Source organism: Litoreibacter albidus (genome assembly GCF_900107015.1).
In the GTDB taxonomy this organism is placed as follows: Bacteria; Pseudomonadota; Alphaproteobacteria; order Rhodobacterales; family Rhodobacteraceae; genus Litoreibacter; species Litoreibacter albidus.
In genome coordinates this window covers 57,934-72,059 of sequence record NZ_FNOI01000009.1, presented here as the reverse complement: position 1 = coordinate 72,059, position 14,126 = coordinate 57,934, and the positions used below count along the sequence as shown (strand labels likewise).

Sequence of the window (14,126 nt, the reverse complement as noted above, 5' to 3'; positions counted from 1 at the left end):
TGCACCGATATTTTAGCTTAAGCTTCTGATTCCTCGTGCAAAAAGTGTTAACAAGACGTTAACACACGGGGTTATCGCTGAATTTGACACTTGAAATAAAGTATGCATTGTTAAATACATTATTTTGGGAGGAAGAAAATGTCAGTATTTGGAAGATTACCCCGCAGACCCGCACGGACCGTCGCATCCGCGCTTCTCATTACCTCGACCTTGGGACTTGCCGCTGCACCGGTGAACGCCGACGAGATCACCTTCTGGTCCCAACCTTACGGGGATTTGTTGGAGTGGAAGCGGGGCATGAACGCGCTTGCCGATGCGTATGAGGAACAGAGCGGCACCAAGGTAAACTACGAGGTTTTGAACTGGTCCGTGGCCTTTAACACGTGGCTGACCGTGGCGCAGGGCGGGGCAGCACCCGACTGCGCGGATATGTATTGGCTGCACTCGTTCTCCGCGATTGGTGGCGATCAATATGGCCCGCTTCCGATCAACGAATACAAAGATCAGTGGCCTGATCTGGACAAGAATTTCTACAGCGGCAGCTTGCAGGACTCGCATTATCGTGGCGATTTCTACGGAATCCCATGGCGGGGCGACGTGCGCCCGCTGATGTACCGCACCGACCTTGCGCAAGAAGCGGGGCTGTCGGGTGCGCCGCAGACATGGGACGATCTGGTGACCTATGCCAAGGCCATGACCGCACGTGACGACAACGGCAATGTGACCCGTTGGGGCATGTCGCCGGGGTCCGAGATCGTGACGCAGGCCTATATTCCCTACTATTGGCAGGCTGGCGGCGTGTTCATGACGGAGGACGGTAAGACCGCCACGATTGACAACGACGCGAGCATTGCCGCGCTTAGCTTTATCCGCGATCTGGTTTGGGAGCACGAAGTCGTAAGCCCCGAATTCATGGAGAAAAGCTACGACCCCGAGTCCGAGTTCCTTGCGGGCACCTTGGCGATGGTTGGCAGCACCCCCGGCGCGTGGCCGGGCCGGTTGCAGCGGGAGAACCCTGACCTTGACGGCAAATGGGCGCTGGCTGTGCCTGCCGCCGGATCGGCTGGGCGTGACGCCTACGCAGGAAGCGGCTACTTCGGCGTTTTGCGCGGGACGGAGAAGGTTGAGCAATGCGTCGGCTGGATCAAATTCCTGAGCAGCCCCGAGAACATGCAAAAGCTGAGCGAAGCCAGCGGCAACGTCAGCCCGCGCCGCGACGTGATGGCGTCTGACTTCTGGTCTGACACCGATTGGAAGAAGGTCGTCGGCGAGACGCTTGAGCATCAACACACGTCCCAGCACCCGTCGCCCGCCTGGAGCGCGTTGATCAACGATGAGCCAGGATCGGTTGTCTATGACATGATGTATGAAGCCATCATCCAGAAGCAGGACGTCAAGGAAGTCGTGCAACGTGCGCAGGCACGGATGCAGGCCGAACTGGACCGCGTAAGCAAATAGGCGGCGCTAAGCCAACCCTGATCCCGCCCCCAAGCGTGGCGGGATCAACACCCACCGAGCATACCCCAACATGAGGACGAACGCGTGGAGCGTAAGAAGCTGATTTTTTGCTATCTGATGGTGGCGCCGTCCCTGCTGTTCACCGTGGTTCTTGGCATCCTGCCGATGCTGGCATCTTTGGGGATCAGCTTTCTTGAATACGACCTGCTGCGGGTGCGCGACTTTGGCACGCCGTTTGTGGGTGTCGACAATTACATCACTGTTTTGACCGACGCGCGCTTTATCCAAAGCGTGTGGAACACGCTTCTCATCACGGGTTTGGTGGTTGCGATCGTGATTGCCTTGGGCCTCTTGCTGGCCCAAGTGATGGACGCCGAATACCGTGGCCGTGCGCTCATCCGCGTGCTGATCTGCGCGCCTTGGTTCGTGCCGCCTGTGGTGGCTGCGGCGATCTGGTCTTGGATGCTCAGCACCTCCAGAAGCCCGTTGAACGCGGCGCTGATGGACGCGGGTATTATCGACTCTAACATCCGCTTTTTATCTGACACCGAGACGATTTGGGGCATCTCGATACCGCTGTTGTCGGTGACGGCTGTGCGCATATGGAATGGTTTGCCGTTCGTGGTGATCTTCATTCTGGCGGGTCTGCAGTCGATCCCCAAAAGCCTTTACGAGGCGGGCAGCATTGATGGTGCATCGGTCTGGAACCAGTTTCGTTTTATCACGCTGCCGCTGCTCAAGCCGATCCTTGGCGTCTTGTTGCTGCTCCTGTTGATCACCGGCATCGGCCATTTCGAGATCAACTACATCATGACCGGCGGCGGGCCGCAGGGCCAAACCAACGTGATGGCGGTTTATGCCTATCAGCAAGCCTTCAACTCGTTCCGGTTCGATTACGCGGCGGCGGCCAGCGGGGTGATCTTTGTGATCACCGGCATCATTTGCTTCTTCTACATCCGCGCGCAACTCAAAGACGGGGACGACGCATGAGCGACCTGCAATCAGACAATTTCCTGCGGCCACGTAACGGCCCACTTGCCGCCGCGCGATTGAACAACACGGTGACGCGGATCACGGTCATTGTGATCACCGCGCTGACGCTGATGTATATCTTGATGCCGGTGTATTGGATGCTGAAAAGCTCGTTCCAAAGTGCCAACGACATTCGCGCCATGCCGCCGCAATGGTTGCCTAAGGAGCTCTCGCTACAGGCCTACCGCGATCTGGGGGAGTTGATCCCGATCGGGCGGTATATCTATAACTCCATCTTCGTGTCTTTGGTGGCGGCGGTGCTGTCCACGGCGATTGGCAGCTCGGCCGCTTACGTGTTGTCGCGTTTCAAGTTTCCGGGGATGTCGATCATCTTGGTCATGATCCTGATGACACAGATCATCCCGCCGATCACCCGCGCGTTTCCGATCTACTTCACCATTCAGTCGGCCAACCTGCTGAACACCTATCTGGGGTTGATCGTGGCCTATGTCGGGTTCTCCCTGCCGTTTAGCGTGTTGTTGTTGCGTGGTTATTTCCAGAACAACTGCCCGCCTGATCTGGAGGAGGCCGCGATGGTGGATGGATGTTCGCACTTTGGCGCATTTCTGCGGGTCATCCTGCCTGTCTCTATGCCCGGCTTGGCGGCGGTGACGATCTTCACCTTCCTGAACGCGTGGAACGACTTCTTGTGGGCGTCTTTGCTGCTGAACCAAGGGGCCATGAAAACCATCCAAGTCGGCATTGGCGACTTCGCGGGGGAGGGCGGCGGTGTCCAATACATCAACATTTTCATGGCGGCCTGTGTTGTCGCGACCATACCCGCGTTGATCATGTTTTTGTTCGTCCAACGCTGGCTGGTTTCCGGCCTGACATCGGGGTCGGTCAAATGAGCCGCCGCGCATACTTTCAACCCAAAATCGGAGCATAGACCGTGGCCAATATTTCCATTCGATCCTTGCGGAAAAAATACGGTGGGTTTCTGGCCATTCCGGACCTGTCGCTTGATATTGAAGACGGTGAGTTCGTCATTCTGGTGGGGCCGTCCGGCTGCGGCAAGTCCACGCTGTTGCGGATGCTGGCGGGGCTGGAGCCGATCACCGGCGGGGACATCGCCATCGACAACACGGTGGTGAACGACTTCACACCGCGTCAGCGCGACATTGCGATGGTGTTCCAATCCTACGCGCTTTACCCGCATATGACGGTCGCGCAGAACATGAGCTTTTCGCTGAAGTTGGAGAAGCATTCCAAAGCGGAGATAGAGCGACGGGTAGGGCTTGCCGCCGACATTCTCGGGCTGGAAGCATTGCTTGATCGCTACCCCAAGCAACTGTCTGGCGGACAGCGCCAGCGGGTGGCGATGGGGCGGTCTATCGTGCGTGACCCGAAGGTGTTTTTGTTCGACGAACCGCTGTCAAATCTGGACGCCAAATTGCGGGTTCAGATGCGCACGGAGATCAAGGCCCTGCACGCCCGCCTGAAGACGACCATCGTATATGTCACCCATGATCAGGTTGAAGCCATGACCATGGCCGACCGCATTGTCATCATGAACGCAGGCGTGATCGAGCAGGTCGGGCCACCGTTGGAACTTTACGACAACCCCGCCAATCGGTTCGTGGCGGAGTTCTTGGGCTCCCCCTCGATGAACCTGCTGCGGGGCACAGTGGTGGGTGACGATACCGGTTTGGCGCTTGTCACTGAAGATGCCACACGGCTCGCGCTTCCGGCGCAGGCATTTGCCCTGAAGGGGCGCCAAATTGATGTCGGGTTCCGGCCTGAATATGTGTCCCTGACAGCGAGCGACGGGGCCTTGGGCCTGCCCTCAACGGTGAGCGTGGTGGAGCCCACGGGGTCCAGCACACTTATTGTTACGCAATGCGGCGCGACGCCGATCACTTTGGAAATACATGACCGCGTGGCGGTGCACGTGGGCCAAGACATCGACCTTCATATCAGCCCAGACCGCATCCTCTTTTTCGACGCAGACACTGGCGCGCGCGTGGATATCTAGCCTTCTCATGTGCCGCGCCCCATCCACATTTACCGGAGATTTTACCCATGACAGCAAAGACAAAACTGACCATCGACGGCGATGGATTCCTGATCAACGGTGTGCCGACCTATCAAGGCCGCGTCTGGAACGGGCGCAAGATCGAGGGTCTGCTGATGAACACGCGTATGGTGCAGGGCATCTACGACGACGTGAACCCAGACACCCGCGACCGTTGGGCTTATCCGGACACGGGCGTGTGGGATCCTGACCGCAATACCCGTGAATTCATTGAACAAATGCCGGTTTGGCGTGATCACGGTGTGCTTGGATTCTCGATCAACCTGCAAGGTGGCAGCCCCTATGGCTATTCCAAAGAACAGCCTTGGATCAACTCCGCGTTCCGGCCTGACGGCTCTTTGCGCGAAGCCTACATGGACCGGCTGAAGCTGATTTTGGACGCCGCAGATGATCTGGGCATGGTGCCGATTGTGGGTCTTTTCTACTTCGGGCAGGAGCGGGAGTTGCAGGATCATCAAGCGGTTGTCGACGCCATCGACAACGCGGTGAACTGGCTGCTGGATGCCGGTTACGAGAACTGCCTCTTGGAGATTTCCAACGAGTGCAATATTCACCATTACCTGCAACCGCTGCTGGTTCCCGAGGGCATTCACGAGGCGATCGAACAAGCGCAAGCGCATCACCGTGACGGGCGCAGGCTGCTTGTCGGCGTCAGCTATGGCGGTGGCGCCCGCATTCCCGGTAAGTTGGTCACGCAAGTGTCGGACTACCTTCTGCTGCACGGCAATCACGTGAACGACCCCGACGTTATCCGCAAAATGGTCCGCGATACCCGCAACGTAGAGGGCTACACACCGAAGCCAATTCTGTTCAACGAGGACGACCATTTCGACTTCGACAAGCCGGACAACAACTTCGTGGCGTCGGTGGATGAATATGCGTCATGGGGATATTTTGACTACCGTTTTGACGGCGAAGGGCCGGATGACGGGTACCAGAGCGTGCCGGTGAATTGGGGTATTTCATCCCCTCGCAAGCGGGCATTCTTTGAGAAAGCCAAAGAGATTACAGGCTACTAGCGGATATTGAGCAACGGCGGGATGGTCTGCCAACCCGTCGCCGGTCCACGCGCGCCCTAGACGTAGGGAACCTGAATCTTTTCTAGGAAGGACACCAGCATCGTACCTGCGTATTGGCGGTGCTGGTAGTGCAGCCGCTTGGCCGTTTCCGCGTCGCCACGGGCGATTGCCTCATAAACAAGGCGGTGGTCATCGTTGGACTTCACGGGCAATGGCCGAATATGCAAGGTGACGGAACGCGCGCGTTTGATCTGGTCGGCCATCATGCCGACGATCCGCATGATACGGCGGTTGCCGCCCAACTCCAGCAAACTGGCGTGAAACTGGTCGTCCGCGACGGCCCAAGCCTCGAGGTCGGATTGCTCTAGCGCACGGTCCATCGCGTCAATCGCGTCGGCCAGCGCGGAGAGTTCGCTGTCTTTGTAGCCCTTCTTCGCAGCGAGCCATGCGGACAGGCTCTCCAGCTCTGTCAGGACTTGGTAGATTTCCTCCATGTCGGAGACCGAAAGCGACGCGATGCGCACGCCTTTACGCGGGCGGATCGCCAAGAGACCTTGTGATGAAAGCAACAAAACCGCCTCGCGGATCGGCGTGCGCGAAAGCTTCAGCTTCTCGGCCAGTTCGGTTTCCAGATGATCACTTCCAGCGGCCAACTCACCCGAAAATATCATGTCGCGCAGTCGTGCGACCGCGAATTCGGTGTTGGACATGGGAAGTTTCTCATCAGTCACCACATGTAATCTCCGTAGAAAGTTTCACAACGCATGCCATAACGCATACTTAATGCACAACATTATAGGACAAATTCTAAAAGTCTACGAAACTGATGAGGCAGGACAGTATGACACACACCGCGCAGAGGGCTGCGGGGTGTGTTGGCTGTGAGAGAACGCACGCTGCAAGACCGGACTGGGTGACAGCGCGAACCCCTTACAGGGTTGGGTTTCTAGCGGGGTATGCTGGTGCCGAGTAGCTGCTCGCGTGCTATGCCGTTCCGCGTTCAACCATCGCGGTTGCGCCGGAAAGTTGACCAAGCGTCAAGTCTGTGGCGCGCGTCTTACGACGCTCCTCCACCAAGGCCGCGCGGGTCAATGCGATTTCCGTGGCGCGCAGGGCGTCCGGCTGTGATAGGGCGAATACGCCGCTGGCATCCGCGATGATTGCCGCACCGGGTACAACAGCGATCCCGCCGACGGAGACCGGACGGTGTACCGAGCCGCCGCTATCAAGCAGCCGCGTCGTCACTGGCGAAGTGCCGCGACACCACACGGGAAAGCCAAGTTCCACCATCTCGTCGGCATCGGTGCAGGGGCCGTCGATGATTGCCCCGATAATTCCCGCACGCATTGCGGCGGCGGCGACCCCGTCGCCCAGACAGGCGTAGGTCTGATCGCCAAGGCGATCAATCACCAAGATATCCCCTTGCCGCGCCAGCCCAACGGCGTGGTGTAACATCGTGCTATCGGCCCCCGGACATTGCACGGTGAGCGCCCGTCCCGCGATGCGCGGACCGAAATCACGGCTGGCCTTGATGCCCGTATCCATGTGCCCCCACCACAGAATATGCCCGAGCATGGGCGTGTCGAGCTGGTTCATCTGCGCCAGCAAATCTTGCGGGAACGCGCCGGGGTCTTCGTCGATGACATACTTCGGAATATTGGGCAGGGGGGTGTTCATGTGGAACCTCAGCGGGATTTTAATGTGGGGTCGAGATGGTCACGCAGCCAGTCGCCGATCAGGCTGACGGAGAGGGCCAATAGGAAAATGATGGTTCCGGGGAACAGCGTCAGCCACCACGCGGTGAGCAAGCGGTCGCGGCCCTCGGACATCATCTGCCCCAGCGATGTGAGCGGCGGCTGCACGCCCAACCCAAGGAAGGACAGGGCGGTTTCCAGCAGGATCGTCAGCGGTAAGTTGATGGTGAATTGAACCAGTGCGATGGAGGCAACGTTCGGCAGGATGTGACCCAGATAGATGCGAGCAGGGGATGCACCCAAGGCGCGTACGGCGGTGACGTAGCCATGCTCCTTCGCGGATAAGACCGCGCCGCGCATCAGGCGGGCGTAGACCTCCCAGCCTGTCAGGCCGATCAGCAGCAAGAACAGCGTGAAAGAATTGTCGAACATGGCCAGCACAAACAGCGCGACAACGATAATAGGCAGGCTGGCCTGCACGTCGATGGCGGCGACGATGGCGTTCTCGGTCCAGCCGCGTTTGGCGGCTGCGATGATGCCGAGCAGTGACCCCAGCATCGCGCCGATAACGGTGCCCACGATGGCCACGATCAGCGTGATCTGCGCGCCCACGGCCAATCGCACCAGCACGTCGCGGCCACGGGCATCCGTGCCCAATATGTAGCCTTCCGTTCCCGGCGGCTTCAGCCTGTTCAGCAGGGAGGTTTCGCGAAACTCATAGGGGCTAAGCCACTGACCGAAGATCGCGAAGGCCACGAAGAGCGCCACAAAACCCATGGCACATTTGACGACAAAGGGTATCTGCAACTTCATTTCGAGCGGATCCTTGGGTCAATAACGAGGTAGAGCAAGTCGACGATCAGGTTGGCGAGGATCATTGTTACAGCCACGGCCAGCACGATGAATTGCACGGTTGCGATGTCGCGGGTCGCGACCGAGCGCACCAAGAGTTGCCCGACACCGGGCCAGCCAAACACCTGCTCCGTCACGATAGAGCCCGCGATGAGGCCGCCAAGACTAAGGCCGATCAGGGTGACCAGCGGGATGGATGCGTTGGGCACCGCGTGGCGCAGCAAACGGCGGGTGCGCCCGATGCCACGCGCCTCTGCCGCGACCATGAAGGGGGCGTTGATCGTTTCCAGCAATGAAGAGCGAGCGAAGCGGGCAAAGGCCCCCATCGACGCAAGGCCAAGGGTCAGCGCGGGGAACACCACGTCAAGAAAGCTATCGGGGTTGGAGCCGATATAGGTCTGAAACACCAGCGCCCCGATCAGGATGATCACCAATCCGAACAAGAAGTTCGGCAGCGCGAAGGCAAAGACGGAGAAGCCCATGACCAGTCGGTCAATCGGCTTGCCACGGTTCAGCGCCGCGATTGCGCCAAGCGGCAGGCCAGCGGCCAAGGCCACGGCCAGCGCCGTGCCGCCCAGAAACAATGTGGAGGGCAGGCGGGCGAGGAACACTTGCACGGACGGCAATCCTGTGTGCACGGAATAGCCGAAGTCCCCTTGTAGCAACTGGCCCAAGTAGGCGGTGTATTGAGACCATAGCGGTTTATCGAGGCCTAAGGCTTCGCGATATTGGTCGATTACCTCTTGCGGCGCGTCGGGCGGGGCGAGTGCCGCTGCGGGATCACCGGAGAAGCGGATAAAAATGAAAACAAGCGTGATGGTGATCAGCAAGGTCACCACTGCGCGTATCAGTCGAAGTCCGATGTAGCTTATCATGCTGCGGATACCGCCGTTAAATCTTGGCCGGGCGCTGCGGCGAGCAGGGCCTTGGTGTAGTCCTGCGACGGGTTGGCGAAAATCTCTGCCGCGTTCCCGTATTCCACCGCGCGCCCGTTTTGCATGACCAACAGATCATCTGCGATGGCCGCCGCGACGCGCAGGTCGTGGGTGATGAAGAGCATGGTGAAGCCGAGCCGCTGTTGTAAGTCGCGAAACAACGCGAGAACTTGCGCTTGGATGGAGACGTCGAGCGCACTGACGGATTCATCGGCGATCAGCACGTCAGGATCGAGGGCCAGCGCGCGGGCAATGCAAATGCGCTGGCGTTGGCCGCCGGAGAATTCGTGCGGGTGGCGATCATAGGCTTGCGGCGTCAGGCCAACCATTTCCAGCAGGTTTTCCGCCTTGGCCCGCGCATCCGCACGGGTTGCGCCGTGAATGATCGGACCTTCCGCGATGGCAGAGCCAATGGTGCGGCGTGGGTTCAGCGCCCCGAACGGATCTTGCAACACCACTTGGATACGCTTGCGCAGGGCTTGCATCTCAGCGCCCTCAAGGTGGGTGATGTCGCGGCCTTCAAACGTCAGGGTGCCGCTGGTCACATCTTCCAGACGCAGCAGGCAGCGTGCGAAGGATGACTTGCCGGAGCCACTCTCCCCGACAACGGCCGTGGTGCGCCCTTTGTGCAGCGTGAGGGAGACATCCTTCACGGCCTCCACCTCACGGCGATTGAACGGTCCGCCGGATTTATAGGTGAGGCAGATATTCTGCGCCGTCATGACGGCCGATTTGTCCACCGCGTCACGGGGTGCTGCGCGGCTGGTGGCGGCTGCAAGCAGTGTGCGGGTGTAGGGGTGCTGCGGGTTTCGCAGCAAGGGCGCGGCCTCACCGGATTCCACAACTTCGCCTTTGCGCATCACCACCACGCGATCCGCGATATCACTGACCACACCAAAGTCGTGGGTGATGAACAAAACCGCCGTTCCGCGATCGCGGCGTAGCTCCTCGATCAGCTCCAAAATCTCGGCTTGTGTGGTCACATCAAGCGCGGTCGTCGGTTCATCCGCGATCAGAAGTTCGGGGTTCAACAGCAGCGCCGCCGCGATCACCACGCGTTGCGCTTGACCGCCCGACAGTTGGTGGGGGTAGGCGCGGGCCAGTTTTTTCGGGTCAGGTAGATGTACCGCGTCCAGAATATCCGCGACCATCTTCTTACGTGTCGCGCGATCAATGCCGTGGACGAGCGCTATTTCCTCCAGCTGGTCACCGACGCGTTGCAGCGGGTCGAGGCTGGCACCTGCGTCTTGGAAAATCATCGCCATGCGCACGGAGCGCATCGCCAGATAAGCCGGATCACGTTGGGCGGGCAGGGGCGCGCCCATGAATTCGATGTTGCCGCTTTTGACCGGCAGTTGGAGTGGGAGCATGCCCATGACCGCCTGCGCGACCACGGATTTGCCAGAGCCACTCTCGCCGACAAGGCACAGGGTCTCCCCCTTGCCGACAGAGAATGTGACCCCCTCCACCGCAAGGTCGCGGTCGCCGCCATCGGGGAGGCCAACCGAGAGATTGTTGATGGAGAGGATCGTCATGCTTACTGCACTTTCAAGAAGCGGTTGTCGAAGATGGTGACGGCAGAGTTGCCTGGATCCCAGTCAAGCCCGTCGCGGACGCCGTAGCTCACAACATTGCGCCACAAGTACATGCCGGGTGTGATGTCTTCCCATTCGGCAACCAGTTCAAGGTAGGCCGCTTTGCGGCTTTCGAAGTCCTGCGCCTTCACAAACTTGTCGCCCAGTTCAAGAAACTTGTCTGTCGGAACGTAGGTCTTGTGTTTGGCGGTCACGCGGCTGGAATTCGGGCCCCAATCCAACCACAAAGGACGCCATGGATCGCCGGAGAAGTCCGAGGACATCGACATGTTGAGCATGTGGAACGGGCGCTCGTAGGCGAGGCTGAAGTTGTCGACAATCGTCATCTTCACGTTGATACCGACGTCGCGCCATTGCTCGATCATGAACTCTGCCGCGATCTCGTAGTTGGGGTAGAAGCCACGGGTGATGTGCCATTCCAGCTCTTCGCCGTCGTAGTCGGACGCCGCCAACAGCTCTTTCGCGCGCTCCGGATCGAAGGGGTAGGCCCGCTTGCGGTCTGGATCGAAGTAGTCGCCGTATTCAGGAAAGTTGAACGGTGTTGGCACGAAGGTGCTATCGCCCCAAAGGGCTTGCACAATCGCGTCGCGGTCGATTGCCGAGACCATCGCTTTGCGCAGGTTCGGGTCAGTCAGCGGATTGTTGGGAATGGTTTCATCGTCGTCGAGCATGTTGAAGGCGAACATCGGGTAGTTCTCGATGCCCTTCGACATAACGCTGACGCCTTCGGCGTTGTCGACCTGCTCAACCTGGTCGGCAGGGATGGAGACGATGATGTCAAACTCGCCCGACACAAGCCCCGCAAACCGTGTGGAGAATTCCGGCACAATGCGAAAGTTCAAGCTTTCCGCAGGCACGGGCCCGTTCCAGTAGTCGTCAAATGCAACGGCTGTCAGTTCTGTTGAAGGGTCGAAGCTTACGACCTTATACGGGCCGGTGCCCATGGGCATCTGGCCAAAGGCGTCGGTGCCGACTTCGGTGTAGTAATGCTCCGGCAGAACAAAGCCGAGGGGTGTCGCCAAGCGGTTCGGGAATGTCGGGTCGGCGATGTCGAGTTCGACTTCCACCGTCAAAGGACCGGTCGCCTCCACGCGGATGATGTTGGCCGCATAGCGCTTGCCGCGCGGGGCCAATGGCTTGTCGCCCCACAGGCGTTCCTCCGACATGGAGAACGCAACGTCTTCGGCGTCCATCACATGGCCGTCATGGAATTTGACGCCCTCACGCAGGGTGAATTCCCAGATCATCGGCGTTTTGCGCTCCCACTTGGTGGCCAGTTGCGGCACCAAGGTTGCACCGTCTGGGTCTTCCCAGCGGTTGCGCGCGATCAGCGTGTCGAACACGTTGTAATGTACCCGCGCACCGGAGGTTGAGATGCCGATCACCGGATCCATGGTTTCCCACAGGTTGTCGACGGCGATCGTGATTTCGGGGCGATCTTGCGCGAATACGGCAGCCGGCACGGCCATCGCCAACGCAAACGTTATATTCAGGATCTTGGCATGGATCATGTAACTTACTCCTCTGTGAACGTGGGTGGGCGGTCTGTGGATTGTCTATTCAGCGGCGTGGGGCTTGGCGGCTTTGGCGTCAAACGCATAGTCCCGCCCGTTTTGCAGGGACGGAATTTGGCGGCGCGCGGCGACAACTTCGTCCATGTCCAGATCAACGGTGGTGATGCCCACGGTTTCCGGACCCATATCGGCCAATACCTCGCCCCATGGGTTTACGACCATTGAATGCCCGTAGGTCTTGCGGCCGTCGTCATGGTGGCCCGCTTGCGCGGAGGCCACAACAAAAGCGCCGTTTTCAATAGCGCGTGCCCGCAGCAGGACTTCCCAATGTGCGCGGCCGGTCGGAATGGTGAAGGCGGAGGGGATGAACAACATGGATGCGCCCGCTTGGGCGTAATCGCGAAACAGTTGCGGGAACCGAAGGTCGTAGCAAATCGCCATGCCAGCATCGCCCCATGGTGTCGGGGCCATCACAGCCTTTGCCCCGGGTCCGTAGCGGCGCGACTCGCCGGTGGCCGGTTTTCCATCAAGGAAAATGTCGAACAGGTGGATTTTGTCATAGCCCGCGACGATCTCGCCTTGGGCGTTAATCATGTCGCCGTGGTTCAGGAATCGCGCCCCGTCAGCACCATCTGGCCCTTTGACGGGGGTGGAGCCGGTTTGAATCCAGATGCCGTGCTTCGCCGCCGCCTCTTGGCAGGCCTTGATAAACGGGTCATCCGCGTGGTCCACAACTTGGGTCAAAGCGTCGGCGCGGTCTTTGTTGCACAGGCCGGATGCCTCTGGCAGCGCCAGCATATCAGCGCCCTCTTGCGCGGCTTGGGCGATGGCGTCCTGCATCCATTCGATGTTGCCCGCGTGCCGGTTTGTCGAATTCATTTGGGCGAGGCTGAGGCGAAGGCGGTTGGTCATCGACGGGGTTCCAGACGTATTGGTCGCTATTAGGTTGTTGGTCAGAATGGCATCTGATTAACAAATTAAAAGTAGAAAATTTGCGTATATGGTCTAAATAGCTAACATGACTGATGCAGCAGATATACGGCGCCTCCCACCACTTAAGGCCCTAAGAGCGCTGGAGGCGATCCACCTCACCGGCTCCGTGACGCGGGCCGCGCAGCAGCTTCGGGTATCGCATTCGGCGATCAGCCATCAGGTGCGCATCCTGGAGGATTGGAGCACCACGCCGCTGTTTTCACGCAGCGGGCGGACAACGGTTTTAACCGAAGCGGGCCGCAGCTTGGCGATGACCGCGCACCGCGCCTTCGACGAAGTTCGCCATGAGATCGACCGCTTGCCACTGCGCCAAGTTGATCCCGTCACGGTTGCGACCCTACCACTTTTGGCCACCGAAGTCATCTTGCCGAACCTGACCACCTTCACCGAGAAAGAGCCAAATGTCCGGCTGCATGTGTCATTGGCACTGTCGGACCGGCCCATGATGCACACCCCCGATCTGCAAATCCTGTTTGTGCGGCGCGCGGCAGTTCTTGCCAGTGACGTGACCCTCTTTGCAGGTGACGCCATCCCCGTTTGTGCCCCCGCCTTGGTGAAGCGCACGGGCCAATCGCCCGAGGCATTGCTGGAAGCTGGCCCGCATATTCACGACGAAGACCTGCGCATGTGGCCAACGTGGGTGGAGCAGCACCGCAGGGGTATCCAAAAACGCTTGGGCGATGAGGCCACGATGATCTTGCTTGAAGGGTCGCTACTGATCCACGAGGCGGTCGCGCAAGGGTTAGGCGTGGGCTTTGTGCGCCGCGCGATGAGTGCGGATAAACTGGCAAGCGGTGAGCTATTGGCCTGCTCAGAAGAGGCGATTGATTTTGATTGGGTCTACGTGTTGCGCGTCGCCGCCGACCGTGCCGATGATCCGCAGGTGCAACTGGTCGCAAAGTGGCTGCGCCGCATCTGCACGCAACGCAGTTAAGCGTTAACTGGTCTCGACAGGCGGGGAACGATAGGCGTACCTACGACGAGCATCATGTTTGAGGG

General features: G+C 59.3%; 13 protein-coding genes. 6 read left to right on the top strand and 7 right to left on the bottom strand.

The features are described 5' to 3' along the window. Positions 1 to 138 precede the first annotated feature (138 nt). The 5 genes from BLW66_RS16285 to BLW66_RS16265 all read left to right on the top strand — a co-directional run bounded on the left by BLW66_RS16285 (position 139) and on the right by BLW66_RS16265 (position 5,544). The gene (locus tag BLW66_RS16285; RefSeq protein ID WP_089948451.1) at positions 139 to 1,458 is read left to right on the top strand and encodes an extracellular solute-binding protein; all 1,320 of its coding nucleotides are present in this window, start codon (positions 139 to 141) and stop codon (positions 1,456 to 1,458) included. An 84-nt stretch (positions 1,459 to 1,542) separates the two neighbouring features. After that, on the top strand, positions 1,543 to 2,448 hold the full coding sequence (locus tag BLW66_RS16280; RefSeq protein WP_244508678.1) for a carbohydrate ABC transporter permease: 906 nt from the start codon (positions 1,543 to 1,545) through the stop codon (positions 2,446 to 2,448). Continuing rightward, positions 2,445 to 3,341, top strand: coding sequence for a carbohydrate ABC transporter permease (locus BLW66_RS16275; RefSeq protein ID WP_089948448.1), 897 nt, complete (start codon positions 2,445 to 2,447; stop codon positions 3,339 to 3,341). The genes BLW66_RS16280 and BLW66_RS16275 overlap by 4 nt, the downstream gene beginning before the upstream one ends. A 41-nt stretch (positions 3,342 to 3,382) precedes the next feature. Further along, on the top strand, positions 3,383 to 4,465 hold the full coding sequence (locus tag BLW66_RS16270) for an ABC transporter ATP-binding protein (protein WP_089948444.1): 1,083 nt from the start codon (positions 3,383 to 3,385) through the stop codon (positions 4,463 to 4,465). A 47-nt stretch (positions 4,466 to 4,512) separates the two neighbouring features. Then, positions 4,513 to 5,544, top strand: coding sequence for a hypothetical protein (locus tag BLW66_RS16265; protein WP_089948441.1), 1,032 nt, complete (start codon positions 4,513 to 4,515; stop codon positions 5,542 to 5,544). Between the two features lie 56 nt (positions 5,545 to 5,600). Here the strand turns inward: BLW66_RS16265 and BLW66_RS16260 are convergent, their stop codons facing one another. The 7 genes from BLW66_RS16260 to BLW66_RS16230 all read right to left on the bottom strand — a co-directional run bounded on the left by BLW66_RS16260 (position 5,601) and on the right by BLW66_RS16230 (position 13,046). After that, positions 5,601 to 6,275 (bottom strand): GntR family transcriptional regulator, encoded by a 675-nt coding sequence (locus BLW66_RS16260; RefSeq protein WP_244508677.1) that lies wholly within the window; start codon positions 6,273 to 6,275, stop codon positions 5,601 to 5,603. A gap of 253 nt (positions 6,276 to 6,528) precedes the next feature. Further along, entirely contained in the window at positions 6,529 to 7,221 is a 693-nt protein-coding gene (locus BLW66_RS16255; RefSeq protein ID WP_089948439.1) for an RraA family protein, read from the bottom strand. A gap of 8 nt (positions 7,222 to 7,229) precedes the next feature. Further along, on the bottom strand, positions 7,230 to 8,051 hold the full coding sequence (locus BLW66_RS16250; RefSeq protein WP_089948436.1) for an ABC transporter permease: 822 nt from the start codon (positions 8,049 to 8,051) through the stop codon (positions 7,230 to 7,232). Continuing rightward, positions 8,048 to 8,965, bottom strand: a complete 918-nt coding sequence (locus BLW66_RS16245) for an ABC transporter permease (RefSeq protein WP_089948434.1) — start codon at positions 8,963 to 8,965, stop codon at positions 8,048 to 8,050. Before BLW66_RS16245 ends, BLW66_RS16250 begins: the two co-directional genes overlap by 4 nt. Next, positions 8,962 to 10,560, bottom strand: a complete 1,599-nt coding sequence (locus BLW66_RS16240; protein WP_089948431.1) for a dipeptide ABC transporter ATP-binding protein — start codon at positions 10,558 to 10,560, stop codon at positions 8,962 to 8,964. Before BLW66_RS16240 ends, BLW66_RS16245 begins: the two co-directional genes overlap by 4 nt. Positions 10,561 to 10,562: 2 nt before the next feature. Then, positions 10,563 to 12,131, bottom strand: coding sequence for an ABC transporter substrate-binding protein (locus tag BLW66_RS16235; RefSeq protein ID WP_089948429.1), 1,569 nt, complete (start codon positions 12,129 to 12,131; stop codon positions 10,563 to 10,565). 45 nt (positions 12,132 to 12,176) lie between these two features. Next, a complete protein-coding gene (locus BLW66_RS16230; RefSeq protein WP_089948426.1) occupies positions 12,177 to 13,046 on the bottom strand; it encodes a carbon-nitrogen hydrolase family protein in 870 nt (289 codons plus the stop codon). Between the two features lie 106 nt (positions 13,047 to 13,152). Here BLW66_RS16230 and BLW66_RS16225 point away from each other — a divergent pair, with 106 nt between their 5' ends. Then, positions 13,153 to 14,061 carry a LysR family transcriptional regulator gene (locus BLW66_RS16225; protein ID WP_089948424.1) on the top strand — a complete coding sequence of 303 codons (909 nt, stop codon included), beginning with the start codon at positions 13,153 to 13,155 and terminating at the stop codon, positions 14,059 to 14,061. The last annotated feature ends 65 nt before the right edge of the window (positions 14,062 to 14,126 follow it).